At 36.3% G+C, this 24,925-nt stretch carries 21 protein-coding genes and 1 tRNA gene; 11 read left to right on the top strand and 11 right to left on the bottom strand.

Going from position 1 to position 24,925, the window contains the following annotated elements; translation table 11 throughout:
- Positions 1-11: 11 nt before the first annotated feature.
- A complete protein-coding gene (locus Q0947_RS11290; RefSeq protein ID WP_299397296.1) occupies positions 12-566 on the bottom strand; it encodes a hypothetical protein in 555 nt (184 codons plus the stop codon).
- 57 nt (positions 567-623) lie between these two features.
- Positions 624-2,168: a helicase HerA-like domain-containing protein gene (locus tag Q0947_RS11285; protein WP_299397293.1), complete on the bottom strand. Its 1,545-nt coding sequence runs from the start codon at positions 2,166-2,168 to the stop codon at positions 624-626.
- A gap of 57 nt (positions 2,169-2,225) precedes the next feature.
- On the opposite strand from Q0947_RS11285, the gene Q0947_RS11280 reads away from it, so the two are divergent.
- Both Q0947_RS11280 and Q0947_RS11275 read left to right on the top strand, forming a co-directional pair.
- Entirely contained in the window at positions 2,226-2,672 is a 447-nt protein-coding gene (locus Q0947_RS11280; RefSeq protein ID WP_299397291.1) for a RidA family protein, read from the top strand.
- 55 nt (positions 2,673-2,727) lie between these two features.
- Complete coding sequence (locus tag Q0947_RS11275; RefSeq protein ID WP_299397288.1) at positions 2,728-3,360, top strand: 7-carboxy-7-deazaguanine synthase QueE; 633 nt, start codon at positions 2,728-2,730, stop codon at positions 3,358-3,360.
- 51 nt (positions 3,361-3,411) lie between these two features.
- Here Q0947_RS11275 and Q0947_RS11270 read toward each other — a convergent pair whose 3' ends face one another.
- Positions 3,412-3,951 (bottom strand): DUF2911 domain-containing protein, encoded by a 540-nt coding sequence (locus tag Q0947_RS11270; protein ID WP_299397286.1) that lies wholly within the window; start codon positions 3,949-3,951, stop codon positions 3,412-3,414.
- Positions 3,952-4,211: 260 nt separating this feature from the next.
- Between Q0947_RS11270 and asnB the strand changes: the two genes are divergently transcribed.
- From asnB to secDF, 6 genes are all read left to right on the top strand, one after another.
- A complete protein-coding gene (gene asnB, locus Q0947_RS11265) occupies positions 4,212-5,882 on the top strand; it encodes an asparagine synthase B (RefSeq protein ID WP_299397283.1) in 1,671 nt (556 codons plus the stop codon).
- 364 nt (positions 5,883-6,246) lie between these two features.
- Complete coding sequence (gyrB, locus tag Q0947_RS11260) at positions 6,247-8,187, top strand: DNA topoisomerase (ATP-hydrolyzing) subunit B (protein WP_299397280.1); 1,941 nt, start codon at positions 6,247-6,249, stop codon at positions 8,185-8,187.
- A 297-nt stretch (positions 8,188-8,484) separates the two neighbouring features.
- Positions 8,485-9,405 (top strand): malate dehydrogenase, encoded by a 921-nt coding sequence (gene mdh / locus Q0947_RS11255; protein WP_299397277.1) that lies wholly within the window; start codon positions 8,485-8,487, stop codon positions 9,403-9,405.
- 167 nt (positions 9,406-9,572) lie between these two features.
- Positions 9,573-10,235: a DUF4412 domain-containing protein gene (locus Q0947_RS11250; RefSeq protein ID WP_299397274.1), complete on the top strand. Its 663-nt coding sequence runs from the start codon at positions 9,573-9,575 to the stop codon at positions 10,233-10,235.
- Positions 10,236-10,441: 206 nt separating this feature from the next.
- Positions 10,442-11,026 carry a hypothetical protein gene (locus Q0947_RS11245; protein WP_299397271.1) on the top strand — a complete coding sequence of 195 codons (585 nt, stop codon included), beginning with the start codon at positions 10,442-10,444 and terminating at the stop codon, positions 11,024-11,026.
- A 202-nt stretch (positions 11,027-11,228) separates the two neighbouring features.
- A complete protein-coding gene (secDF, locus tag Q0947_RS11240) occupies positions 11,229-14,213 on the top strand; it encodes a protein translocase subunit SecDF (protein ID WP_299397269.1) in 2,985 nt (994 codons plus the stop codon).
- Between the two features lie 330 nt (positions 14,214-14,543).
- Here secDF and Q0947_RS11235 read toward each other — a convergent pair whose 3' ends face one another.
- The 7 genes from Q0947_RS11235 to Q0947_RS11205 all read right to left on the bottom strand — a co-directional run bounded on the left by Q0947_RS11235 (position 14,544) and on the right by Q0947_RS11205 (position 21,777).
- Positions 14,544-15,041 carry a DUF192 domain-containing protein gene (locus Q0947_RS11235; protein ID WP_299397267.1) on the bottom strand — a complete coding sequence of 166 codons (498 nt, stop codon included), beginning with the start codon at positions 15,039-15,041 and terminating at the stop codon, positions 14,544-14,546.
- Positions 15,041-15,871, bottom strand: a complete 831-nt coding sequence (gene lgt, locus Q0947_RS11230; RefSeq protein ID WP_299397264.1) for a prolipoprotein diacylglyceryl transferase — start codon at positions 15,869-15,871, stop codon at positions 15,041-15,043. The genes Q0947_RS11235 and lgt overlap by 1 nt, the downstream gene beginning before the upstream one ends.
- A 175-nt stretch (positions 15,872-16,046) precedes the next feature.
- The gene (gene yidD, locus Q0947_RS11225) at positions 16,047-16,283 is read right to left on the bottom strand and encodes a membrane protein insertion efficiency factor YidD (RefSeq protein WP_299397261.1); all 237 of its coding nucleotides are present in this window, start codon (positions 16,281-16,283) and stop codon (positions 16,047-16,049) included.
- Positions 16,284-16,373: 90 nt separating this feature from the next.
- Positions 16,374-17,855 (bottom strand): cysteine--tRNA ligase, encoded by a 1,482-nt coding sequence (gene cysS / locus Q0947_RS11220; protein WP_299397259.1) that lies wholly within the window; start codon positions 17,853-17,855, stop codon positions 16,374-16,376.
- Positions 17,856-18,054: 199 nt separating this feature from the next.
- On the bottom strand, positions 18,055-18,732 hold the full coding sequence (gene folE / locus Q0947_RS11215; RefSeq protein ID WP_299397256.1) for a GTP cyclohydrolase I FolE: 678 nt from the start codon (positions 18,730-18,732) through the stop codon (positions 18,055-18,057).
- A gap of 288 nt (positions 18,733-19,020) precedes the next feature.
- Positions 19,021-20,544, bottom strand: a complete 1,524-nt coding sequence (locus Q0947_RS11210) for an outer membrane protein transport protein (RefSeq protein WP_299397253.1) — start codon at positions 20,542-20,544, stop codon at positions 19,021-19,023.
- Between the two features lie 27 nt (positions 20,545-20,571).
- The gene (locus tag Q0947_RS11205; protein ID WP_299397251.1) at positions 20,572-21,777 is read right to left on the bottom strand and encodes a hypothetical protein; all 1,206 of its coding nucleotides are present in this window, start codon (positions 21,775-21,777) and stop codon (positions 20,572-20,574) included.
- Between the two features lie 100 nt (positions 21,778-21,877).
- Here Q0947_RS11205 and proS point away from each other — a divergent pair, with 100 nt between their 5' ends.
- The 3 genes from proS to rpsT all read left to right on the top strand — a co-directional run bounded on the left by proS (position 21,878) and on the right by rpsT (position 23,901).
- On the top strand, positions 21,878-23,356 hold the full coding sequence (gene proS / locus Q0947_RS11200) for a proline--tRNA ligase (protein WP_299397249.1): 1,479 nt from the start codon (positions 21,878-21,880) through the stop codon (positions 23,354-23,356).
- Between the two features lie 192 nt (positions 23,357-23,548).
- Positions 23,549-23,620 (top strand) — tRNA-Glu (locus Q0947_RS11195).
- A gap of 26 nt (positions 23,621-23,646) precedes the next feature.
- Entirely contained in the window at positions 23,647-23,901 is a 255-nt protein-coding gene (gene rpsT / locus Q0947_RS11190) for a 30S ribosomal protein S20 (RefSeq protein ID WP_299397247.1), read from the top strand.
- A 231-nt stretch (positions 23,902-24,132) separates the two neighbouring features.
- Here rpsT and Q0947_RS11185 read toward each other — a convergent pair whose 3' ends face one another.
- Positions 24,133-24,858 (bottom strand): acetyltransferase, encoded by a 726-nt coding sequence (locus Q0947_RS11185; protein ID WP_299397245.1) that lies wholly within the window; start codon positions 24,856-24,858, stop codon positions 24,133-24,135.
- Positions 24,859-24,925 lie beyond the last annotated feature (67 nt).

Here is a 24,925-nt window from a genome sequence, read left to right as displayed (position 1 = left end):
GTGTTAGTGGTTTAATTCCAGTGGATGAAAAAATATTTTATTTTAGCGTTATCTGGAATTTGAGATGCTTCAAAAGATAAGGTTCTATCGAATCGTAAATTTGAAGGCAATTCTTGTTTGTCAATTGTAAAGGACGCATTGATGTCGTCAACACTAACTACTATAGAATTGATGAGGTTGTCAATTTTAGTAATTTCATAAGCCCCTTGGATATCCTTAAAAGTACTTAATATTGAAATCCCTTTTTCTGTTTTGTAGCGTGGATCTAAAATACGAACACTACTAAAAACCGCAGTGGAATCCGCTTTTTGGTTAGGAGACATGCTCAATAATGGTGTGCCTTCCTTGTCATAAACATCTATGGAATTGATGTTTCTTGTAAATTCATCATTTCCTATATAATTGACCACAGAATCATTTTCGAAAACAAGCTTTAAATCTTTAACTTGGGTTGAATCGGTTAGGTTGCCAATGTTCTGTTTTTGGATTAAAAAAGGATTTTGATCTTTTCCACAGCTTGTTATTAGTAGTGAAAATAGAGCAATATAAATAAGCGATTTGTGCATTATAAAATGTTTTAGGGGTTCTGCAAACGCAGAATTTTAATGAAATAACTGCTTTAATTAGCGTTTCGTTTTCATGACTTTGGATATAATTCCAAAGACACTTCTAATAAATGTGGCGCTCGTCAATACTTTTACAACAGGATTCATTGCAGTGCTACGACGCGTGGTGGTTGTTCTTTGTTTGGATTGTTGTTTCTTGATGTCTTCCAGTTCCTGTTTTGCTTTTTCCTTGGCTTCATCGGCTTCTGCCAACTCAATTTTACGGTTAAGCATCTCATAGGCACTTTCACGGTCTATGGTTTCATTATACTTTTTAACCAATTTTGATTTGGATAATAAAGAGGACAACTCATTATCGTTTAAAATGTCCATGCGGCTCATTGGTGCACGCATCATGGTTGCTGCTAAGGGCGTAGGGCGTCCTTTTTCATCTAAGGCACTCACTAAGGCCTCTCCAGTTCCTAAAGACGTTAAAACTGTTGCGGTGTCATAATATTCCGTGTCAGGATAGTTTTGCGCCGTTAATTTGATGGCTTTTCTATCTTTTGCTGTAAATGCTCTTAAGGCGTGCTGAACTTTTAATCCTAACTGACTTAGGACTGCTTCAGGGACATCGGTAGGATTTTGGGTGACAAAATAAATACCAACACCTTTACTTCGAATCAATTTTACGATGCTTTCAATTTGATTCAAAAGTGCTTTGGATGCTTCATTGAAAATTAAATGGGCTTCGTCAATAAATAGGATCAATTCAGGTCTTCCTGAATCGCCTTGTTCTGGAAAGGTAGAATAAATTTCAGCCAACAAACTCAACATAAATGTCGAGAATAATTTAGGACGATCCTGAATATCCGTCAATCGGATGATGTTAATATAGCCTCTACCGTTTTCGTCAATTCTTAATAAATCGTCTACTTCAAAGGAAGTTTCTCCAAAAAACAAGTCAGCACCTTGTTGTTCCAACTCAATTATCTTTCTGAGGATAGCACCAGTCGAGGCCGTTGAAATGCGGCCATAAGCGTCTTCAAATTCTGCTTTACCTTCTTGTGTAGCATATTGTAAGATCTTTTTGAAATCCTTCAAATCTAAAAGAGGCATTTTATGGTCGTCACAATATTTGAAAATTACGGCGACAATTCCCGACTGTGTTTCGGATAAATCTAAAATTCGAGATAGCAATACCGGGCCGAATTCGCTTACTGTGGCGCGTAAACGCACACCATCTTGTTCGGATAAGGTTAAAATTTCAACAGGAAACGCCTTCGATTCGAAAGGAAGTCCAATTTTTTCATGACGTTCATCAATCTTAGCGTGTCCAGGACTTGGCTCAGCCAAACCACTTAAATCACCTTTAATATCCATCAATAATACAGGAATACCTTTATCCGATAGGTTTTCTGCCAGAACCTGTAAAGTTTTGGTTTTCCCCGTTCCCGTAGCTCCTGCAATTAGTCCGTGTCTATTTAAAGTTTTTAAAGGGACATTTACAAATGCATTGGTTATAGTTTCGCCATCTAACATGGCAGATCCTAAAGTGATGAAATCGCCTTTATTCGTATTTCCTTCTTGAATATGTCTGAAAAACTCGTCCTTTCTACTCATTAATCTAAAATTTTGCATAAAAATAGTGTAATTTTATTCAAGTTTAAAAGATAAAAAATGAAACTTAAATGTCTTTTCGTCGTTGTTTTTGTAATGCTCTTTGCAACGTCTTGCAATAAAGCTGTAAATGAAGTAGTTTTTCATCAATCGCATGAAGCCAATAAACAACAAGCACCGTTTAGTGATGTCGTTGAGCATAACGATCTCTTATTTTTGAGCGGACAAATTGGTTTGGACCATGGGACGCGTACCTTGGTTGAAGGTGGCATTGAAGCAGAAACCAAACAGTGTATAGAAAACATTAAGGCGGTTTTGGAACATCACAAATCGTCCTTGGATAAGGTTATTAAATGCACGGTTATTTTAAGGGATATTAACGATTTTGCTGCTTTTAATGCGGTTTATGAAACTTATTTTCCTATCAAACCTGCGCGAACAACATTTGCTGCTAGCGGACTAGCCCTCAATGCAAGTATAGAAATTGAGGTTATTGCTTCTAAATAAAAACTTCTATTCGCTAGCTATTAACTTCTAAGATTATGAAGTATCTTTGCACGCTATGACAAAAAGTGAAAAACAAGAATTGATAGCCCAAGGTCTCCTGTTACCGTTGATGGAAGAATTTTACACCATTCAAGGGGAAGGATTCCATAAAGGCACCGCTGCTTATTTTATAAGAATTGGTGGTTGTGATGTAGGATGTCATTGGTGCGATGTGAAAGAAAGTTGGGTAGCAGAATTGCATCCTCCAACAATGGCAGATGCTATTGTTGAAAACGCAGCAAAATATAGTAACACCATTGTTATTACTGGTGGCGAACCATTAATGTGGAATATGGGTCCGTTAACTTCTAAATTGAAAGAGAGAGGGTTACAGGTTCATATTGAAACTTCAGGAGCTTACGAGCTTACGGGTACTTGGGATTGGATTTGCTTGTCTCCTAAGAAATTAAAACTTCCTACAGAATTGGTCTATGAAAAGGCTAATGAGTTAAAGGTGATTGTTTATAATAAAGATGATTTTAGGTTTGCTGAAGAGCAAGCGGCTAAGGTGAATAAGGATTGTATTTTATATCTACAGCCAGAATGGAGCAAACGCGACAAAGTGGTTCCCGAAATTGTGGATTATGTGATGGCGAATCCTAAATGGAAAGTCTCCTTACAAACCCATAAATATTTAAATATTCCATAAAAAAAGAGTCTAGATTTTTCTAGACTCTTTTCATTTATAATAATGATCAACTTATAGAGTAAGTGGTGCTTTAACTCTTAAAGTACCCCAGCCAATATACATGTCAGCGCCTGTCTCTGATTCCTCAAAAGCAATGGAAAAAGCGTCTAAAACCTCTTTGCTTTCTGATACAGGAACTTTTATGCGTACCACGTCATGCTCTTTTTTGTAAGTGTAAGCACCCCAAACATTAATGTCAGAACTTAAAATAATGGTCCATTCCTTTTCCCCAGGAATGGTGAATAACGTATAAGTACCTGGCTTTACTTTGGTATCGCCAAAAGTTACCGGTTTATAAAAGGTAATTTCTGTTGCTTCATTTGCGCCTGTTCGCCAAACTTCAAAATTAGGAGCTAATTTCGAGATGTCTCTTCCTTTTAATGATGGGCGACTATAAACCACCTTTACAATTTTGTCAGAGATTTTGTAACTGCTCGGAAATGTTGCCGCATCCATAGGGCTTTTGTCTAAGTCGGGGAATTTTTGAGCGTTGGCCGTATAAGAAAATATTAAAGCCAAGGTCAATACTAATGTTTTGATTACTGTTTTCATAGAATTATTGGGTTTTTTAAAAGTGAAATTTAAGATTATTAATTTTAAAAACGAACATTTTAATGAACATGTAGGATGAAACTTTAGGTTTATTAAAATATGTTCAATTAAAAGTAGATGCACTTTTAATTTTAATTGAATATTCGTTTTCTAGTTTTAATGTGTAACCGTTTTAAGGTTGTTTGTTTTATTATTGGAATGATAAACTAATATTTGCCTAAGTATTATAATAAAAACAAACATTTAATAAATATAGAATCATGTGTGGAATTGTATGTGCCTTCGATTTAAAAGAGAAAGCTGAGGATTTAAGACCTCAATTGTTGGAAATGGCAAAAATAATCCGTCATCGCGGACCAGATTGGAGTGGTATCTATAATAATGACAAGGCTATTATGGCGCATGAACGTTTGGCTATTGTAGATCCTGCGTCGGGAAAACAGCCATTGGTCAGTGCTGATCAACGTTATGTTTTAGCTGCGAACGGCGAAATATATAACCATAGAGAATTAAGAAAACAGTTTCCGGATTATACGTTTAAAACTGAAAGTGATTGCGAGGTTATTTTAGCGTTATATCAAGAAAAAGGTGTTGACTTTATAGATGAAATGAACGGTATTTTCGGTTTTGCCATTTATGATGTTGAAAAAGATGAGTATTTCGTTGCCCGTGATCATATGGGAATTATCCCTCTTTATATTGGATGGGATCAAAACGGAACCTTCTATGTTGCTTCTGAATTGAAAGCGTTGGAAGGCTATTGTACGAAAATTGAATTATTTCCTCCAGGACATTACTTAAGCAGTAAGGACGGAAAGTTCGTGCAATGGTACAAACGTGAGTGGACGGACTACGAGGCTGTAAAAGATAACGAAACGAGCATTAAAGCCATTAAAGAGGCTTTAGAGGCTGCAGTGCACCGTCAATTAATGAGTGATGTGCCTTACGGTGTGTTATTATCTGGAGGTTTGGATTCTTCAGTTACCTCTGCCATCGCTAAGAAATACGCTGAAAAGCGCATTGAATCTGACGATACACAAGCAGCGTGGTATCCACAATTGCATAGTTTTTCTGTAGGATTGGAAGGGTCTCCAGATTTGGCTGCGGCAAGAAAGGTTGCGGATCATATTGGAACTGTACATCATGAAATCAAATTCACCATTCAAGAAGGGTTGGATGCCCTAAAAGATGTTATTTATAACCTTGAAACGTATGATGTTACAACAATTCGAGCCAGTACACCAATGTATTTGATGGCGCGTGTTATTAAATCAATGGGAATTAAGATGGTGTTGTCTGGGGAAGGAGCTGACGAATTGTTTGGAGGATACCTTTATTTCCATAAGGCGCCAAACGCAAAGGAATTCCATGAGGAGACTGTTAGAAAACTAAGCAAACTCCACATGTACGATTGCTTGCGTGCTAACAAAAGTTTAGCGGCGTGGGGAATTGAAGGCCGTGTACCATTTTTAGACAAAGAGTTTATGGATGTTGCCATGCGTATCAACCCACAAGATAAAATGATCAACGGGGAGCGTATGGAAAAATGGGTGGTGCGTAAAGCGTTTGAAGATATGATCCCGGAAAGCGTAGCTTGGAGACAAAAGGAGCAATTTAGTGATGGCGTAGGTTATGGCTGGATTGACACCTTAAAATTAATGGTTGAGCATGAAGTGACTGATGAGCAATTGGCAAACGCTAAATACAAGTTCCCATTACAAACACCAACGAGCAAAGAGGAGTTTTTCTACAGATCTATATTTGCTGAACATTTCCCAAGCGATGCAGCGGCCCTGTGCGTGCCTCAAGAAGCATCCGTAGCATGTAGCACCAAAATTGCTTTAGAGTGGGATGAGAGTTTTAAAAACATGAATGACCCAAGTGGTAGAGCAGTGGCAAAAGTGCATTCTGATGCCTATGTAAAAGCATAATTGACCAAATATTATATATTTCAAAACCTTAAAATCGAGCTTCTGTGCGATTTTGAGGTTTTTTGCGTTTTTAGAAGATGTTAAAATAACGTAAAATCCATTTTAAGGTGTTTTTTAGGCGATTTAAGACATTTTTTAGTAATTAACAAATGTTGATAATTTCAAGAGTTTATCGGTAAAATACTTTCAAATGGCCTCGCTTTTTGTTATCTTTGTAAGTATCCAAAAATGATGCGTGAGTATCATTTTTTTTGTGGCTTTTAGTCAGCTGGAAAGAAAATTTCTTATGGAAGTTTTCTATGGTTAATCGCTTTACGAAATAGGATAACACATAAAATTTATAATAAACAATAGACAATTATATATGAAAGAAGAGTTTAATAAGGATAATTATTCTGCAGACAGTATTCAGGCCCTCGAGGGCATGGAGCACGTACGTATGCGTCCGTCCATGTATATTGGAGATACTGGAGTAAGAGGTTTGCACCATTTGGTTTATGAGGTTGTCGATAACTCTATTGACGAAGCATTAGCTGGACATTGTAATAATATTAGTGTTACTATCAACGAAGATAACTCGATCACTACAGAAGATGACGGTCGTGGTATTCCAATTGATTTGCACAAAAAAGAAGGCGTTTCTGCGTTAGAGGTTGTAATGACCAAAATTGGAGCCGGTGGTAAATTCGATAAGGATTCTTATAAGGTTTCTGGTGGATTGCACGGTGTTGGTGTGAGTTGTGTGAATGCATTATCTGAGCATTTAAAAGCCACAGTTTATAGAAAAGGTGAAATCTGGGAACAGGAATATGAGAAAGGGAAACCAATGTATCCTGTTAAGAAGGTTGGTGAAACTGATAAAAGGGGTACGGTTGTTACTTTTAAGCCGGATCCATCAATTTTTACCCACGTTTTAGAGTATAGTTATGATACCTTGGCGAGCAGAATGCGTGAGTTGGCTTACCTTAATAAAGGCATTACAATCCATTTAATTGACAGACGTACTAAAAAAGATGATGGTTCTTTTGAAGGTGAAACATTTCATTCAGAAGAAGGTCTTAAAGAGTTTATCAAATTTTTAGATGGTAACCGTGAGCCGTTAATTAAAGAAGTAATTAACTTTGAAGGTGAAAAGAATGGTGTTCCTGTAGAGGTTGCAATGATTTACAACACAAGTTATGCTGAAAACTTGCACTCTTACGTAAACAACATTAATACCCATGAAGGTGGAACACATTTATCTGGATTTAGACGTGGTTTAACACATACCCTTAAAAAGTATGCTGATGAATCAGGGATGTTGGATAAATTGAAATTTGAAATTGCTGGTGATGACTTCCGTGAAGGATTAACTGCCATTATTTCAGTAAAAGTTCAAGAGCCACAATTTGAGGGTCAAACAAAAACTAAATTAGGAAATAGAGAAGTTTCTGCGTCTGTAAGTCAAGCGGTTTCTGAAATGTTGACTGATTATTTGGAGGAACATCCAGAAGATGCGAAGATCATTGTTCAAAAAGTAATCTTAGCAGCGCAAGCACGTCACGCAGCACAAAAAGCTCGTGAAATGGTACAGCGTAAAACCGTCATGAGTATTGGTGGATTACCTGGGAAATTGAGCGATTGTTCAGAACAGGATCCTTCAAAATGTGAAGTGTTTTTAGTCGAGGGTGATTCCGCAGGTGGAACTGCTAAACAAGGTCGTGATAGAGCATTTCAAGCTATTTTGCCATTACGTGGTAAAATCTTAAACGTTGAAAAAGCAATGTCACATCGTGTTTTTGAAAACGAAGAGATTAAAAATATCTATACCGCATTAGGTGTTACAATTGGTACGGAAGAAGACAGTAAAGCGTTAAACCTTTCAAAATTACGTTACCATAAAGTGGTGATTATGTGTGATGCGGATATCGATGGTAGCCACATTGCTACGTTAATTTTGACTTTCTTCTTTAGATATATGAAGGAATTGATTGAAAACGGTCATATCTATATTGCAACACCTCCTTTATATTTGGTTAAAAAAGGTCAGAAAAAAGAATACGCTTGGAGTGATAAAGAGCGTGATATGATTGCTGAACAGTTTGGTGGAAGTGTAGGGATCCAACGTTATAAAGGTCTTGGAGAGATGAACGCGGAGCAACTTTGGGATACCACAATGAATCCTGAGTTCCGTACCTTGCGTCAAGTTCAAATTGACAATGGAGGAGAAGCAGATCGTATCTTCTCAATGTTGATGGGTGACGAAGTACCGCCACGTAGAGAATTCATCGAGAAAAATGCAATTTATGCTAATATTGATGCTTAATTAAAAGTTTCAATGCGAGTAATCCTAAATACATCCGGATAACTCAATAGTTAATTTATAAGTAGAAAACCTCCTTAAATCATTAAGGAGGTTTTTTCATTTTTATAACTTATCGATCAAAAACGATTGTGATTAATGATATTTTTTAAGTGGGCTCGACAGATGTTTTGCAATGTATTGGCGAGATAAAAGCGCAACAAAATATTTTTTTCCTTTTAAGACAATCTTAAATATATTATAGTTTAAAAATGTTAAATTTGTGGAACATTTTAATCTTAATATTTTAAACTTAAACACATGAAAGTTACAGTAGTTGGAGCAGGAGCCGTTGGGGCAAGCTGCGCGGAATATATCGCAATTAAAAATTTTGCAAGTGAAGTAGTTTTATTGGACATTAAAGAAGGTTTTGCCGAAGGTAAAGCAATGGACTTAATGCAAACCGCTTCTTTAAACGGTTTTGATACCAAAATAACAGGAGTCACTAACGATTATTCTAAAACTGCAGATAGTGACATTTGTGTGATTACTTCAGGTATTCCTCGTAAACCAGGAATGACTCGTGAAGAATTAATCGGTATTAATGCAGGAATTGTTAAGGATGTATCATCAAACTTAATCAAGAATTCTCCAAATACCATCATTATCGTAGTGAGTAACCCAATGGATACAATGACCTATTTGGTTCATAAATCTACTGATTTACCTAAACATAGAATTATCGGTATGGGTGGTGCTTTAGATTCTGCACGTTTCAAATACAGATTGGCAGAAGCTTTAGAGGCTCCAATTAGTGATGTTGACGGAATGGTGATTGGTGGTCATAGTGATACTGGCATGGTGCCATTAACACGTTTGGCAACTCGTAACAGTGTTCCTGTATCTGAATTTTTATCAGAAGATAGATTGAACCAAGTAATGGAAGAGACTAAAGTTGGTGGTGCTACACTTACCAAATTATTAGGTACTTCAGCATGGTACGCTCCTGGAGCAGCAGTTAGCGGATTGGTTCAAGCAATTGCTTGCGATCAAAAGAAAATGTTCCCTTGTTCTGTATTATTGGAAGGTGAATATGGATTAAACGATATCTGTATTGGTGCGCCTGTAATTTTAGGTCGCAACGGAATCGAAAAAATTGTAGAAATCGAATTGAACGATGCTGAAAAAGCACACATGCAAGAAAGTGCTGAAGGCGTTCGTAAAACTAACGATCTATTATAATTAGTCAACAGACTTTAATACATAAGTGCCTAAGTGATGCGCTGAAGTATGTCGTTTCTACGGCATGTATCAGCAAATTTGCTTAGGCACTTAAATTTTTAAACCATATTTAATGAAGTAGTTGTAGATATTAATATCTTGCCATTTCAATTTTAAAAAATCAAACTATGAAAAAATTACTCTTTATATTAACCTTAAGCTTGAGTGTAACAATGTTTGCTCAGGAGAAAATTACTGAGGGTGTTGTGGTATCAAAACAAACGATGTCTAGTGATAATGAGCAAATGAATGCGCAGTTGGCCATGTTAGGTGAAATGGTTACCACAACGTATTTTAAAAATGATAAAACGCGTTCTGAAACAACTAACCCAATGGCGGGCACAACTGTTTTTATTGGAGATAATGCTTCAAAAAAATCGTTAATGTTGATGGACAACGCTATGATTGGCAAAAAATACATGGAAGCTAATATGACGCCATCTGAAGCTGATCTTGAAAATGTAAACATTGAAAAAACTGCGGAGACTAAAAATATTCTTGGTTATGAGTGTGTAAAATACAATGTGACTATGAAAAAAGATGGGGCTGATGTAAAAGGCGCTATTTACGCTACGGATAAATTACAGGCCATTTCTCAACAAACAACTGCTTTTGGTGACAATTTTAAAGGATTCCCTATGTATATGTCTTTGGATTTAGCACAACAAGGATTTAATATGACATTGGTAACTGAGGTGACTGAGGTAAAAGCTGAAAAAGTTGCTGACGATAAATTCATCATGACACCACCTGAAGGCTACACTAAAACGGATAACCTTCTCGGAATGTAAGCCGTTGTAATTAAAACAATAAAACCTAAAAACTGTACAAAAAATCCCGATAGCTATCGGGATTTTTTTTCCTATATTTGCCGCTTGTAAGTCCGCTGGAAAACTCGAATCTGAGATCTTCAAAAGGACACAAATTATAACTGTTGAAACGTATTCAAAATATACACATACAACCTAAATGGTACCTAAGTGCAGTCCTGATTTTCATGGCTGTCCTTGGAGGCATTTTAGGGCAACAGCGCGCTACAGTTCCTAATCAGGAAATTGTATTACAATTTAACAACGCCGATAGCTCTTCAACAGATGCGCAACATACGCTTGCCATTGTAGAGCAACAATTGCAGCGTATTGGTGTCGCTTATATTCACGTTACTGAGCAAGAAGATGGCAAAATGGTCATCAGCTATTATAGTGATGCCAATGTGGAGAGCATTAAAGCTATGCTTTCTAAGCAAAAGGAACTCGCTTTAGGTTTCGTTGCAGATAAAACATCAGAAGAACCATTACAACTCCCTTCAAAAAATGATGCTGTCGCCTATAATCTTGATGTTTATGAGATTCAGGACGGTCAAAATACAGTATCTAATTTAGGTGGTAAAAATGCTGTAGAGCTAAAGTCTGGACAATACCGATTTTTAAATCCTAATTTTTATATTCCTACTGACGATTTTTATAGTGACGCAACTGCGCCAGCTTTAAAAATAAAAATTGCAGTTCAGAACTACATCGCCATTATAAAAGATAATGGCTTACACAAAATCCCTGAGGTCAGGGCAGGCCCCGTCTCATAAAGGGCTAGAAGTTGTAACGTACGTTTAAAGACTTCTTTTCTATAATTTCTTCCAAGTGTGTTTCCCATGGTATTTACAAGCTTTTTAATCGAGCTTTTGGGAACACGGAACAATTCGTACATAATCATAAAAAACAATTGTCAAATTGACCGTAAATTCTATATTTGCGCGTTTAAAAATTTGACTTAAAAAAATTAAAGTAATGCAAAACAAAGGATTAGTAAAGCTGTTTGCTGTGTTATTTGGGTTGGTAAGTATTTACCAGCTTTCATTTACATTCAAAGCTAACCAGATTGAAGATCGTGCTGAGCAAATCGCAGCACTTAAATCTGACGACCCAACAAAAAGGGCTCAAGATGAAGCTAGATATCTAGATTCATTATCAAATCAAGAAGTATTTAATATTGGTGTGGCTAGTTTCACCTATGATGAGGTGAAAGATAAAGCCATGAATTTGGGGCTTGACCTTAAAGGTGGTATCAACGTTATTCTTGAAATTTCTGTAAAAGATATCTTAAAAGGTCTTGCAAATAACAGTAAAGACCCTGTATTCAATAAGGCTTTAGATGATGCTTCTGAACTTCAGAAGAACAGTCAAAACTCTTATGTTGAAGACTTCTTTATCGCTTTTGAAAAAATTAAAGGCAATCAAAAGTTAGCATCTCCTGATATTTTTGCGAACAGAACCTTAAGTGAAGAGATCACTTTTGATATGACTGATAAGGATGTTAAGCCTATCATCGAGCAAAAAGTTGATGAGTCTATCGTTTCTGCATTCGAAGTATTACGTAAGCGTATCGATAAATTTGGGGTTACATCTCCTAACATTCAGAGATTAGGAAACACAGGACGTATTCTTGTTGAGCTTCCAGGTGCTAAGGATATTGAGCGTGTTAAAAACTTATTACAAAGTACTGCACAGTTAGAGTTTTGGGATGTTTACAAAGGAGAAGAATTTCTTCCGTTCTTGGCACAAGCCAATGAAGCTTTAAAGCCACTAGTAAATAAAACTGCTAAAAATGAAGTTGCAGAATCTGAAGTTGTAACAGATACAATTGATGATGCTGATAGCAAAATTAAAGAATTAACAGGTGTAATTTCATCTGATTCTACTGAAGTTGGTGAAAACCCAATCTTAGATTTATTAAGAGGATACGGTTCTGGTGGTCCAGTTGTGGCAACCTTTGAAGCGAAAGACAAAGACAAAATCATGTCTTACCTTAATAAACCAGAAGTACGTTCTTTATTGCCAGCAGACCAACGTTACGTGAAATTTGCATGGGGTATCCAAGCAAAAGGTAGTGAGTTTATTGATTTATACGCCATCAAAGGAAATAGAGAAAACACGCCAGAATTAAGTGGTGCTGTTATTACGGATGCACGTCAAGCTTACAACCAAAGAAATCAACCTTCTGTAAGCATGCAAATGAACAGTAAAGGTGCTAAGATTTGGGAAGAAATGACTGGAAAAGCTTATGCTCAACAAAGTCAAATCGCTATTGTACTTGATGATATTGTGTATTCTGCTCCTGGAGTAACTACAGGTCCTATTTCTGGTGGAAATTCAGAGATTTCTGGATCATTTACGCTTAATGAAGCTATTGACTTAGCTAACGTATTAAGAGCTGGTAAACTTCCTGCTAAAGCGGCAATCGTTCAAGCGGATGAAGTTGGTGCATCTTTAGGTCAAGAAGCTATTGAAAGTGGTACAACATCATTCTTAATTGCATTGTCATTAGTATTAGTATGGATGATTCTGTATTACGGTAAAGGCGGTTTATTTGCTGATATCGCTTTATTATTGAACATCTTATTGATTTTTGGAGTGCTTTCAGGATTAGGAGCGGTATTGACGCTTCCTGGTTTAGCAGGTATCGTATTAACAATCGGTATGTCGGTTGATGCGAACGTTCTTATTTTCGAACGTATTAAGGAAGAGTTGGCTAAAGGTAAAGGTCAGGCAGAAGCAATTAAAGACGGATTTAGTAATGCATTATCTTCAATTTTAGATGCAAACATTACTACCTTATTAACAGCGATCATCTTATTCGTATTTGGTACAGGTCCGATTAAAGGATTCGCAACTACCTTAATCATTGGTATCGTTACTTCATTATTTACTGCAATTTTCATCACAAGATTATTGGTTGACTGGTATATCAGTAAAGGAAAAGGCTTAACGTTCTCAACATCTGCTACTAAAGGACTTTTCCAAAACATGCACATCGATTTCATCAATAAGAGAAAAATAGCTTACATCATTTCAACAGTAGCTATTGTTTTAAGTTTATTCTCTTTATTTACTAAAGGATTAGATGAAGGTATTGATTTTGTTGGAGGTAGAACGTATCAAGTTCGTTTTGCTCAAGAAGTGAATCCTGAAGAAGTTAAAGCTGATGTTTTAAAAGCTTTTGGAAGTGCTGAGGTGAAAACTATTGGTAGTTCACATCAATTAAAGATTTCTACTAAGTATTTGGTAGATGAGAATACTGCTGAGGCAGATGAGAAAGTTCAATCTGAACTTTTCGAAACCTTAGTGCCTTATTTCCCTAAAGGAATTACTTATGAAGAATTTAAAGTAGGTTCTGACGATAAGAAAATCGGGAAAATGTTCTCAAGTAAAGTGAGTCCAACAATTGCTGATGATATCAAAAAAGAGTCTTTATGGGCTGTTTTAGGATCGTTAGTAGTGGTGTTCCTTTATATCTTATTACGTTTCAAGAGATGGCAATTCTCATTGGGTGCGGTTTCAGCTGTATTCCATGATGTGATTATTGTATTAGGTATTTTCTCAATGACCTACTCATTTATGCCTTTCTCAATGGAAATTGACCAAGCATTTATTGCAGCGATTTTGACTGTAATTGGTTACTCATTGAATGATACGGTAATTATCTTTGATAGAATTAGAGAGACTATACTAGAGCGTGGTGGATTTAAAGGTGGTAAGAATATCAACTTTGCAATCAACAGCACGGTTAGTAGAACCTTAAATACGTCATTAACTACATTGGTAGTGTTATTGGCAATGTTCTTATTAGGTGCAGACTCGTTAAGAGGATTGTTATTTGCAATTATTGTAGGTGTCGTAGTTGGTACATATTCTTCAATATTCATAGCAACTCCAATAATGTATGACACTTTAAAAGATAAAGGTGAAACATTAGATGAGAATTCAAAAATATAACATGTAACATGTTAGTTTAATAAGAAAAGCCACTCCTAGAGTGGCTTTTTTTGTGCTCTATAGAATCGAACAATCTTAAGTTGATATCAAGCTAACAGGACTTGATAGCCCTAATGAATTGCTTAGAACGCTATTCTATGGTTTAGATATATGATCGTATTGAAAAGTGTTTAAGATCTTTAAAATGATCTTATATAGAGGAGAATAAAGGTAAAGCGTCCTGAGGTAACTTGTCGAAATAGAAGGAAGCAGTTTTTGACCTTAGAGATGATGGAAACTGGATATAAAAATAAAAGCTGAAGTTAGTAGGTGTTTAACTTCAGCTTTAGTTTAATCGATTCTTTTATATTCTATCTTATCACCAACTTCCAATTGCCATTTATCGGCTAAGCCTGCATTGATTTCCAGTACATATTTGGCTGGAGCATCCGAAGGCAAAGAGGTTTCACTAAAAGGTTCTGCGTTTTTTTGAAAGCTGACAATATTTTTATTACTGTCTATATAGATAATGTCTAAAGCGATTTTGGTGTTCTTCATGTAGAAGGCTTTGAATTCCTCTTCAGGAAATATGAAAAGCATTCCTTTATCCATATCCATTTGATCACGATACATTAAGCCCGTTTGAGTTTGGTATTCGTCATCAGCAATTTCAATATCTATTGTTTTAATGATGCTGTCATTAGCTTTTTTGAGCACCAATTCGCCTTCTTTTTTAAATTCGACAACGACAGGCTTAATTGTTTTTTGCTCTTCCTTACAACTTTGTAAAGGAATGCAGCAAGCACCCAAAGTTAACATTGCTGCTATTTTAAATGCATGTAATTTCATTAGGCGAGTTGTTTTTTGGGTTTATACATAAACATGAAATACAATCCTATGAGTATAAATGGTATACTGAGCATCTGACCTGTATTAAGTGCTGAGGTAGCAATATATTCATGTTCGCTTTGAGGTTCTTTCATGAATTCCACAAAAAAGCGGATAGCCCATAGCAAGACTAAAAAGAGTCCAAAAAGGAAACCTTGTTGCTCGCTTTTTTTAGTTTTCCAATAGAAAAACCAAAGTGCGATGAATACAAAAATATAACAGAATGCTTCATAAAGCTGCGCTGGATGCCTTGGGAAAGCTTCTCCGTTTTGAACGAAAACAACCCCAAAATCAGTGCCTGTTGGTTTTCCTACAATTTCAGAATTTATAAAATTTCCTAATCGTACAAATACAGCACCTGCCGCTACAGGAACGACTACGCGATCTAAAATCCAGAGCACTGATTTTTTCAATACTTTTTTGTTGTAAAGGTACATGGAGATAATCATCCCGATGGCTGCACCATGACTCGCTAATCCTTGAAATCCGGTAAACTCGAAGCCGCCTTTAAACTTGACAGGTAAAAATATGCTGAAAAAATCTTCGCTAAACAGTTCGCGTTGGTAGAAGATCACATGTCCTAATCTAGCACCTAACATAATCCCGATTACGGAATATATAAATAATGAGTCTAGGGATTCTTCTGATTGGTTTTCTTGTTTGTAAATACGCTTCATAATTAGGAAACCTAAGATGAAAGCTACAATCCACATAACGCTGTAGAAATGTAATGTAAAACCAAGAATATCGATGCCTTTGGTAGGATCCCAGACAAATTTAAGTGCGTGCATGCTGTTTAATTTAATTAGAAGGGTAAATATAATATTTTGAAAAGTAATAAGCGTGAATGCTTTTAAAATTTACAAAAGCTTTAGTAAAATGGGAGGATAGGGAATGCGATGAATGAAGTTCATGCACAGCAAATAATTCCAAGTAGAATTGCTGGAATATAGAAAGTTTTAAAACTTAGTGTTTGTGCTTTTCAGGGACAGGATCATATCCGCTTCCGCCCCAAGGATTGCAGCTAAAAATACGCTTTGTTGCCAACCAGCCACCTTTAAATAATCCGTGTTTTTCTAGAGCTTCCTTCGAATATTGTGAACACGTTGGTTGATACCTGCAACTAGCAGGTGTTAATGGAGAGATGAAAGTTTGATAGACCTTTATCAGCAACAAAAATGGGTATGTAAGAATTTTTTTCAATGCTTTGAATTGAAATTAGCTGTTGGTTTATTAGAGGTTTGAAATAATGTAAAAAACATTACGTCAAACCTCTATGTTTACGATACCACTTTAGTTGGTCGTAAAGGTTGTGCCTTCTTTACCGTCATTTAATTGGATTCCTGCTGCTGCCAATTCATCACGAATTTTATCAGACATAGCAAAATCCTTATTAGCTCGCGCTTCTTGTCTTAATTGGATCAATAATTCTACAGCTCCTGAAAGTTTATCTGTTCCATTTTCAGACTCCTTCACATTAACCAATCCTAAAACATCAAACGCAAAGGTGTTCACCGTAGATTTTAACAAGTCCAAATCCTCTTGCCTAATCGTGGCTGTTCCTTCTTTTATTTGATTGATATATTTAACGGCTTCAAATAAGTTCGCTATAAGTATTGGCGAATTGAAATCGTCGTTCATGGCATCATAACATTTCTGTTGCCATTCTTTAATGTCGAATGTTGAGGTGCCAGCTGATTTTAAATCGTCTAACGCATTAATAGCATCCATCAATCGGAAAAAGCCTTTCTCACTCGCTAAAAGACCGTTATTCGTAAAATCTAAAATGCTTCTATAATGTGCTTGAAGCATGAAGAAACGTGCAACGCTCGGCGAAAATGATTTGGTAATATGAGGATTGTCTCCGGTGAATATTTCAGTAGGTAAAATGAAATTTCCGGTAGATTTCGCCATTTTCTTACCATTCATGATGAGCATATTGGCGTGCATCCAATAGTTTACTGGTGGCTTGCCATTGCTGGCTTCTGCCTGTGCAATTTCACATTCGTGGTGTGGGAATTTTAAATCCATTCCGCCACCGTGGATGTCAAACTGTTCGCCCAAATATTTGGTGCTCATAGCAGTACATTCCAAATGCCACCCTGGGAAACCATCGCTCCAAGGTGAAGGCCAACGCATAATATGTTGTGGTTCCGCTTTTTTCCAAAGTGCGAAATCCTGAGGGTTTTTCTTGTCTGATTGACCGTCAAGTTCACGCGAATTGTGCATCAAATCTTCAACATTACGCTTGCTTAAAATCCCGTAAGGTTTCGTTTCGTTATACTTTAAAACATCAAAATATACAGATCCATTAACTTCGTAAGCGAGACCTTTGTCAAGAATATTTTTGATAATTTCAATCTGCTCAATAATATGCCCCGTTGCTGTAGGCTCAATACTTGGCGGTAAAAAATTGAATTTATTTAAGATATTATGAAAGTCAACAGTGTAACGTTGTACAACCTCCATCGGTTCAATTTCTTCTAAACGCGCTTTCTTTGCAATACGATCTTCCCCAACATCAGCATCATTTTCCAAATGGCCCGCATCTGTAATATTTCTTACAAAACGGACTTTATATCCTAAATGTTTAAGATATCTGAAAATCACATCAAAAGACATAAACGTTCTCACATTTCCTAAGTGGACATTGCTGTAAACAGTCGGTCCGCACACATACATGCCAACATAACCCTCACTGATAGGTGTGAATACTTCTTTTTCCCCAGTTAAGGAGTTGTAGATTTTTATTTGTTGCTTGTCGTAAAGATGCATTTTGCGATTTATTTTTTTGCTGAAAAATGAAAATTAGAAATGTTGCGTTGATATAATCAATAACATTCAAATCTTTAAAAAGATGAATTCTAATGATTAGAATGCTCTTTGTTAAAAGTATAAAAACGATTATTAACTAGAAAGTATCTTTATAAACTTTGGCAAAAGCTTATAACGCTACTAACTAGAAACACTAAAATTAAAAAGTTGTATCTAGTTTAATATAGTCCAAAAACTCACGACGGGTGTCCTGATCTTTAAACGCACCACCAAACTCAGAAGTTACCGTACTACTTTCAATATCTCTAATGCCTCGAGAATTTACACATAAATGTTTGGCGTCAATAACACAAGCAACATCTTCAGTGCCCAATACCTTTTGTAATTCTTGCACAATTTGCATGGTTAAACGCTCCTGTACTTGAGGTCTTTTAGCAAAATAATCTACAATGCGGTTCATTTTAGAAAGACCAACAACAGTACCTTTACTAATATAAGCTACATGCGCTCTACCAACAATTGGTAACAAATGGTGCTCACAAGTAGAGTAGAGGGTGATGTTTTTTTCAACCAACATTTCGCCATACTTGTATTTGTTTTCAAAAGTAGAGGCGTTTGGTTTTCTCTCTGGATTTAGACCACCAAAGATTTCTTTTACAAACATTTTAGCTACACGTAGCGGAGTACCTTGAAGACTATCATCCGTAAGATCTAGCCCCAAAGTTTCCATAATATGCCTTACATCATCCTTAATGATGTCAATTTTTTCTTCAGAAGAAAGCTTAAAAGCATCGCTTCGCATAGGTGTATCTGCAGATGTGCCTACGTGATCATCACCAAAAGCATCAATATCTTGTATATTTTTATCTGTATTCATATTCGTTTTTGTAAATCCATCAGCAGCCTCAACGTTGTCAATGGCGTGTTTTAATTGAAATAAGTTGCAAAGATAAACAAATATAAAATCATAGCATTGGCTTCGATATTTTATTGCGTGGTAACTTTTACAACTGTTTATAATGTTTCCAATCTTAGATTAAGATCATCATTTTGCCGGTAAAAAAGCGCAAAACCTTTATGTGTTTTAGTTCAAGATTCAATGGCTTTAAACAGAAAAGCACTCCGTATAAAGAGTGCTTTTAATGTTTAATTATCTGTATGAAACTTACAATTTAAACCCTAAAGTTAAAGTCACGTTATTAACTTGGGAATCAATTTGTGCGGCATCAGTAAGACCTACAGTATATAATTGATGGTTGTATTCTCTTTGCGAATGCTCATAGGCTAAATCAAGATTTACACTTCCAAAGTTATATCCAAGACCTAAAGAATAGCCATTCAAATCTCCGTAAAACGAATCATTTTTATAAGGACTTTCCTCTAGTCTGTAGCCACCTCTCAAGCTCACTTGCTTAATTCTGTATTCACCACCTAATCTATACGTTGAAGCATTTTTTAGCACATCACTCATTAAGCTGTTCTGTGATGAGAAATAAGTGTCAGAAGTAGGTTTGAATTTCGTGCTTCCATAGTCCTTTCTTGAATAATCAAAACTTATCAAGCCTTTATCGCCAAAAACATAAGCCAAACTTCCTGTTACTTTTCCTGGAGTCTGCAATTTGTAATCCGGATACACATTAACAACAAACGGATCTATAATCTGTGTAACGTTGGAGCCGTTTTCATTTCTGACCGTACCGAGGTATTGCGTGGTTTCATCAGAAATAGTATACCAAGTAGGAGAGTTATAAGATAGTCCCACACGAAGTGCTTCATTTATTTTTGCCAAGGCACCAATTTGGAATGAGAATCCAGAGCCCACAGTAGAGAGTCCGTTTTGAAAACGTACATCTTTCACTAAAGAACCAGCGTTTGCATTTGATTCGCGTAAATCGGTATATTTTTCATAATTGATAAAATGCGAATTCAGATTAAGTCCAAAATAGAAATTATCGCCGTATTGGGTTGAAGCGTTAAAACTGAACTTACCATTGTAGCCTGTGGAGGCATAGGTGTATTCCTGATCAAAATTATTCCCTACAATATTAGAAGTGTATTGCGTATTCCCATCATCGTTTGTATTAGGCTCGATAATATAGGATTCATATCCTAAAAATCCTTGTTGATTTCCAAAGCCGTAGAAATTGTTGATTTCAGAATAGGCAGTAGATAAACTTTCGCCGTCAAGCGCAGATATTTGGTCTAAACGTAAACCTTGGGCATACCCAAGAAAATAATCACCAATAGAATTTGAGTTGGTGTTAATGCCTCTCACATTCCACGCATTTTCAAAGTTTGTGACCTTGTCATAGGCAACACCCAATGCAAATTTCCGCCATGGAGAATTGTCATTCAAATTATTAAAAATGAAAGCAACGCCGGTTTGATTGAGATCAAACTTAGAGTCTGATGACGAGCTTACGCCGTTGAAATAATTGATATCGTTTTTAGTGCTTAAATTGGAAATTGAAATAGACGCATGGCTATTAGTGAATATTGATGATCCGGCTGGATTTATACTAATTGCTGACATGTCGCCGCCAAGAGCGCCAAATGCGCCACCCATACTTCTAAATCTAGCAGTTCCCTGAACTTCGTCCTGAGAATACCTGACGGCATCGGTAATATCCTGAGCCATCAAACTGGACATAGATAGGGCTGCTATGAACAGTAAGTTTAACTTTTTCATATGTTTAAATTTATATAATTCTGAATTTTATCTGCCACCACGTCTTGTAGATCCTGTTGGAACTCTTGCAGGAGCTGATGATCTCATAGGTGCAGTGTTTGAACTTCTAACAGATGGTGTAGAACGAGAGGTTGATGAAGGCGTATAACTGCTATTCGATCTCACCGGTGTCGAAACATTGTTCCCACTTCCTCTAGAAGAACTTCTACTATTTGTTCTAGTACCAGAGTTATTAGTTCTAGTTCTCGAAGTAGGTTGTACCCTGTTTTCGGTTCTAGTTCTTGTTGCTGGTTGCGTAGTTCTGGTAGGAGTTGTACTTCTTACTCTACTGTCAGTATTAGATCGGGTATTAATAGGTCTTCTTGTAGTATTTTCACCTGATCTAGATTCTGAAGAAATAACTGAGTTTCTTCTACCAACATTAGAGTTCGTTCTATTAATACTAGAATTTGTTCTATTGATAGTTGAAGAACGTCTATTTATTGTAGCGTTAGAATTTCTGTTCAACGTCGTTGTTGAACGATTTGGATTAACGGATGATGTAGCGCGTCTACTATTACTATAAGAGTACGTTCTGCTATTGTTATAATGGTTGTTGTAGTTATAACCATAATAAGGAGAATGTCCGTAGTAGCCATAATTGTAGCCATAGCCATATCCGTAACCGTAATTATAACCATAGTAAGGGTAGAATCCACCATAAGGTACACCGCCATAATAGCCATAGCTACCATACGTCCAATACGGATCATAGAATCTGGAGTGGCCCCAACCTATATAGCCCCACGCTCGGTAAGGGTTGTAATATCCATATCTACTATATGGATACCAGCTATTCGTATTATAATGTATAGTGATGTCTATATCTTGGCTGTCCTGACCCCATCCCGCATATCCATCTTCATAAACGATATCACCTTCTTGTTCAGTGTACTCGCTCTGATAGGAATCAATATCCGTAAAAATCACGTTATCGTTTTGGGCAAAATCTCCAAACTCTTGAGATTTTTGACTGAAATAGTCCTTGTAGTAACTGTTATTGTTGGCTTTTACATCTTCATAATAGCCTTGAGGAGCTTCTTCATAACGTTGTCCTTGTGGAACTTCTGATCTGTAAATACCATCATTGTCATAACCAGCGTACTGGTATGAGCCACAAGAAGCTAAAACGAAAATAGAGCTTAGTGCAACAAAGAATGGCAATTTTTTTAGTATGTCGGTTTTAAATTGCATATCTGTTTGTTTTTATTGTTGAACATTACAAAAATAGTTAGTTTTGTCGAACTATTTATTTAATTAACATAAGCACAATTTTTGTGCCAAGATACAGGCAATGAGTAAAAATCTTACAAGCAGAGCGGAAGATTATTCCAAATGGTACAATGAACTGGTAGTCAAGGCTGATTTAGCTGAGAACTCGGCAGTTAGAGGTTGTATGGTCATCAAACCTTATGGCTATGCGATATGGGAAAAAATGCAAGCTGAATTGGACAGAATGTTCAAGGAAACAGGTCACCAAAACGCCTATTTTCCACTTTTTGTACCTAAAAGTCTGTTTGAAGCAGAAGAGAAGAATGCAGAAGGCTTTGCAAAAGAATGTGCTGTGGTTACACATTATAGATTACAAAATGATCCTGACAACCCAGGAAAATTACGTGTAGATCCGGAAGCAAAGCTAGAAGAGGAGCTTGTAGTAAGACCAACCAGTGAGGCTATTATTTGGAATACCTATAAAGGATGGATCCAAAGTTACCGCGATCTGCCAATATTAATAAACCAATGGGCCAATGTGGTGCGTTGGGAAATGAGAACGCGTTTGTTTTTAAGAACTGCTGAGTTTTTATGGCAAGAAGGACATACCGCTCATGAAACACGTACGGAAGCATTGGCTGAAGCACAGTTGATGAATCAGGTTTATGCTGATTTTGCTGAAAACTTTATGGCTATTCCTGTGATTCAAGGTGTGAAAACAGAAAGTGAACGTTTTGCAGGGGCCGAAGAAACCTATTGTATTGAGGCCTTAATGCAAGATGGGAAAGCACTGCAAGCGGGAACATCACATTTCTTGGGGCAGAACTTTGCGAAGGCTTTTGATGTTAAGTTTACAAACAATGAAGGAAAGCTAGATTATGTATGGGCGACCTCTTGGGGCGTTTCTACACGTTTGGTAGGAGCCTTGATTATGACGCATAGCGATGATAAAGGATTGGTGTTGCCACCTAATTTAGCTCCAATTCAAGTAGTGATTGTACCTATTCATAAGACTGATGAACAATTAGAGCAAATTGGTGCTGTAGTAAAAGAGTTAATTAGCCAATTCAAATCAAAAGGCATCAGTTGTAAGTATGATGATCGTACCACACAGCGTCCAGGAGCAAAATTTGCACAATATGAATTGCAAGGTGTGCCGTTGCGTATTGCTATTGGTCCAAAAGATTTAGAAAACAATACGGTTGAGCTGGCGCGTAGGGATATTTTATCTAAGGAAAATGTATCTCAAGATGGCCTAGTCGACAAAATTGATGGTTTACTTAAAGAAATTCAAGAGACATTATTCAAAAAAGCACTCGATTTTAGAAATTCGCATATTACTAAAGTTGAAACGTTTGATGAGTTTAAGGAAGTTTTAAATACCAAAACTGGTTTTATATCAGCACATTGGGACGGTACAGCTGAAACTGAAGAGAAGATAAAGGAAATCACAAAAGCAACGATTAGATGTGTGCCTTTAGATCAAGAAAAAGAAGCCGGAACCTGCGTGTTTACTGGGAAACCCTCTACTGGGAGAGTGCTTTTTGCTAAGGCTTATTAAAAATTTTTAAAAAAAGTTTGTTTAGGTATTGCAACATTTAAAAATAGTTGTATTTTTGCACCCGCTGAAAGACATTAATAATCATCTTTAATGTTAGACAGGTTCACAAAAAAAAATATTTTTGTGAGTTCATTTGAAAAGTTTGCATATTGATAAAAAAAGTTATTAATTTGCACTCGCAATAAAACAAATGGCCCGTTCGTCTATCGGTTAGGACGCCAGGTTTTCATCCTGGTAAGAGGGGTTCGATTCCCCTACGGGCTACAATTTTTTAATAAGAAAGAAAGAAAATGGCAAATCATAAGTCAGCATTAAAAAGAATCAGAAGTAGTGAAGCTAAGCGTTTAACCAACAGGTATAAACACAGAACAACTCGTAACGCTATTAAGAGGTTACGTGAGTTAGAAGATGCAAAGGCAGCGCAAGAAATGCTTCCTGCAGTTTCTGCAATGATTGATAAATTAGCTAAGAAGAATATTATTCATTCTAACAAAGCTGCTAATTTAAAATCAGGATTAGCTATGCATATTGCTTCTTTATCATAAGGAAACTATCCTAAATTATATAAGGAATCCATTCTTTTAGAATGGATTTTTTTATGCCCTAAAGTGAACGATTTGCACTAATTAGAGATTGATTCAATTTGATTACATCAGCTTATTTAACAAATCTTCCCGAACAAAACATGGAGGATGTGAATTAGATTACTCTTTAATTTAATTAGCGTTATCTAAAACGCAATCATGTATTCTTAAACATATTTATTGAGACTTCATTTATAGATGTAATTTAGATTTTTTAGAATGTAATCCATTAAATTTCTGAATTGACTTGTCACCTTTTAAATAGGGGTCTTCTTTGGATCTATATTTAATAGGGCGCGCAGGGGAACCATACACTAAAGATTTATCTTCTACATTTTTAACTACAAGTGAACCGGCGCCTATGATACTGTGTTTTCCAATAGTAATGTTTTCTATAATATTTGCCCCTAAAGATATTGCGGAGTATTCACCAAGTATGAGATTTCCTCCGGTACAAACGCCGGGAGAAATACTTGAGTAGTCTTTCATTTCACCATCATGCCCTAATGAAGCATTAGTATTCAGGATACAAAAGTCTCCAATCTTAGAATTGGAATTGATAATTGTCCCAGGCATTATAACCGTGCCTCTTCCAATTTGAACATTCCTGCTTATTATTGAGCTAGGATGAATAACTGTGACGAAACGGAGATCTGGTTTTAAAGCTGTTAATTTGTCCACCATCATCTTTCTTATCCAGTTATTTCCTATTGCTATAATGACACCAAAAAGTTTATATTGTTCAATTAAATGGAGAATATCATTTTCGTTTCCTAATATTTCAAATCCATTATAGGCCGTTCCTCTTTCCTTGTATGTGTCCAAAAACCCTAACACGGAATATTTACCTTCTTTTTCTACACATTCTAATACCATTCCTCCATGTCCAGAGGCTCCTATAATAACAATATTTTTCATTTTAATCGGGATTCATATTAATTAGGCAATATCATCATGAATATAATAGTGGAAATGTTTCAAAAGG

The organism is uncultured Gelidibacter sp. (assembly GCF_947500795.1).
In the GTDB taxonomy this organism is placed as follows: Bacteria; Bacteroidota; Bacteroidia; order Flavobacteriales; family Flavobacteriaceae; genus Gelidibacter.
This window is presented reverse-complemented; position numbering and strand designations above follow the sequence as displayed.

What these genes read in the sequence shown, in the direction of transcription:
- Q0947_RS11290 (WP_299397296.1), bottom strand. Translation starts at nt 566, where the DNA reads ATGCACAAATCGCTTATTTATATTGCTCTATTTTCACTACTAATAACA.
- Q0947_RS11285 (WP_299397293.1), bottom strand. Translation starts at nt 2,168, where the DNA reads ATGAGTAGAAAGGACGAGTTTTTCAGACATATTCAAGAAGGAAATACG.
- Q0947_RS11280 (WP_299397291.1), top strand. Translation starts at nt 2,226, where the DNA reads ATGAAACTTAAATGTCTTTTCGTCGTTGTTTTTGTAATGCTCTTTGCA.
- Q0947_RS11275 (WP_299397288.1), top strand. Translation starts at nt 2,728, where the DNA reads ATGACAAAAAGTGAAAAACAAGAATTGATAGCCCAAGGTCTCCTGTTA.
- Q0947_RS11270 (WP_299397286.1), bottom strand. Translation starts at nt 3,951, where the DNA reads ATGAAAACAGTAATCAAAACATTAGTATTGACCTTGGCTTTAATATTT.
- asnB (WP_299397283.1), top strand. Translation starts at nt 4,212, where the DNA reads ATGTGTGGAATTGTATGTGCCTTCGATTTAAAAGAGAAAGCTGAGGAT.
- gyrB (WP_299397280.1), top strand. Translation starts at nt 6,247, where the DNA reads ATGAAAGAAGAGTTTAATAAGGATAATTATTCTGCAGACAGTATTCAG.
- mdh (WP_299397277.1), top strand. Translation starts at nt 8,485, where the DNA reads ATGAAAGTTACAGTAGTTGGAGCAGGAGCCGTTGGGGCAAGCTGCGCG.
- Q0947_RS11250 (WP_299397274.1), top strand. Translation starts at nt 9,573, where the DNA reads ATGAAAAAATTACTCTTTATATTAACCTTAAGCTTGAGTGTAACAATG.
- Q0947_RS11245 (WP_299397271.1), top strand. Translation starts at nt 10,442, where the DNA reads ATGGCTGTCCTTGGAGGCATTTTAGGGCAACAGCGCGCTACAGTTCCT.
- secDF (WP_299397269.1), top strand. Translation starts at nt 11,229, where the DNA reads ATGCAAAACAAAGGATTAGTAAAGCTGTTTGCTGTGTTATTTGGGTTG.
- Q0947_RS11235 (WP_299397267.1), bottom strand. Translation starts at nt 15,041, where the DNA reads ATGAAATTACATGCATTTAAAATAGCAGCAATGTTAACTTTGGGTGCT.
- lgt (WP_299397264.1), bottom strand. Translation starts at nt 15,871, where the DNA reads ATGCACGCACTTAAATTTGTCTGGGATCCTACCAAAGGCATCGATATT.
- cysS (WP_299397259.1), bottom strand. Translation starts at nt 17,855, where the DNA reads ATGCATCTTTACGACAAGCAACAAATAAAAATCTACAACTCCTTAACT.
- folE (WP_299397256.1), bottom strand. Translation starts at nt 18,732, where the DNA reads ATGAATACAGATAAAAATATACAAGATATTGATGCTTTTGGTGATGAT.
- Q0947_RS11210 (WP_299397253.1), bottom strand. Translation starts at nt 20,544, where the DNA reads ATGAAAAAGTTAAACTTACTGTTCATAGCAGCCCTATCTATGTCCAGT.
- Q0947_RS11205 (WP_299397251.1), bottom strand. Translation starts at nt 21,777, where the DNA reads ATGCAATTTAAAACCGACATACTAAAAAAATTGCCATTCTTTGTTGCA.
- proS (WP_299397249.1), top strand. Translation starts at nt 21,878, where the DNA reads ATGAGTAAAAATCTTACAAGCAGAGCGGAAGATTATTCCAAATGGTAC.
- rpsT (WP_299397247.1), top strand. Translation starts at nt 23,647, where the DNA reads ATGGCAAATCATAAGTCAGCATTAAAAAGAATCAGAAGTAGTGAAGCT.
- Q0947_RS11185 (WP_299397245.1), bottom strand. Translation starts at nt 24,858, where the DNA reads ATGAAAAATATTGTTATTATAGGAGCCTCTGGACATGGAGGAATGGTA.